This is a genomic window from Kitasatospora sp. NPDC007106, from assembly GCF_040634455.1.
GTDB classification, from domain to species: Bacteria; Actinomycetota; Actinomycetes; order Streptomycetales; family Streptomycetaceae; genus Kitasatospora; species Kitasatospora arboriphila.
Window position 1 is genome coordinate 1 of record NZ_JBEYFP010001463.1, and the last position, 1,031, is coordinate 1,031.

1 protein-coding gene is annotated in these 1,031 nt (G+C 79.7%); it reads left to right on the top strand.

All coding sequences use genetic code 11. From position 1 onward, the window contains the following. Nucleotides 1-83 precede the first annotated feature (83 nt). On the top strand, nucleotides 84-1,031 hold a 948-nt coding region (locus ABZ641_RS39305; protein WP_359989542.1), incomplete at its 3' end, for an acyl-CoA dehydrogenase family protein.

A 1,031-nucleotide genomic window follows, 5' to 3' on the forward strand; every position in this document is an offset into this window, starting at 1 on the left:
GGACCGCCGGCCCAGCGCCCGCGGACGGCCCGGACGGTGCCGCCCCGCAGCCCGCGTCCCGCCGCAGCCCGGAGGCCCCCGACATGACCCCCGCCACCGCCCCGCCCCACGAGCGCACCGCCGTCACCGACGCCCTCGCCCGCCTGCCCCGCGTCGCCGACCTGCTCGCCGCCCGCGCGGAGGAGCACGACCGCGACGGCACCTTCCCCTACCAGGGCGTCGAAGCCGTCCACGAGGCCGGACTGCTCACCCTCACCGTGGCCCACCGGCACGGCGGCGCCGGCGCCGGACTCGCCGACACCGTCCGCGCGCTCGCCGGACTCGGCCGCGGCGACGCCTCCGTCGCCGTCCTCGCCGCCCACACCCTGCTGCTCCACGCCGAACAGGCCCGCGCCGGGCTGTGGCCGGCCGCCGCCTACCGCAGGGTGCTCACCGAGTCCCGCCGCGGACCGGCCCTGCTCGGCACGCTCCGCGGCGAGCCCGGCGCACCCGCCACGGTGGCCCACTGGGACGGCGAGGCCTGGGAGTTGACGGGCCGGAAGCACGACTGCAGCGGCGCCGAGGCGCTCGCCTGGATGGCCGTGCCCGCCTGCACCGACGAGGCCGTGCCCCGGACGGGCCTGTTCCTCGTCCGCGGCGACAGCCCCGGCCTGGAGATCGACCCGGTCTGGGACCAGCTCGGCCTGCGCGCCAGCGCCGGCCACGACATCGTCCTCGACCGGGTGCGGGTCGCCCCCGAACTCGCCGTCCGGCTCACCGCCCCCGGCCGCGACACCCCGGAGCAGCAGGCCGCCGCCGGCACCGCCCGGGCCTGGCACGACCTCGCGCTGTCCGCCGTCCACCTCGGCACCGCCCGCGCCGCCCAGGACTGGCTGGTCCGCTTCCTGCGGCAGCGCACCCCGGCCAACCTCACCGAACCGCTCGCCACCCTGCCGCGCTACCGCTCCGCACTCGGCGAGATCGAGGCCGCCCTGATCGGCGCCGAGGAGGTGCTCGGCGCGGTCGCCGCCGCCGTGGACCGCGGCGAGCCC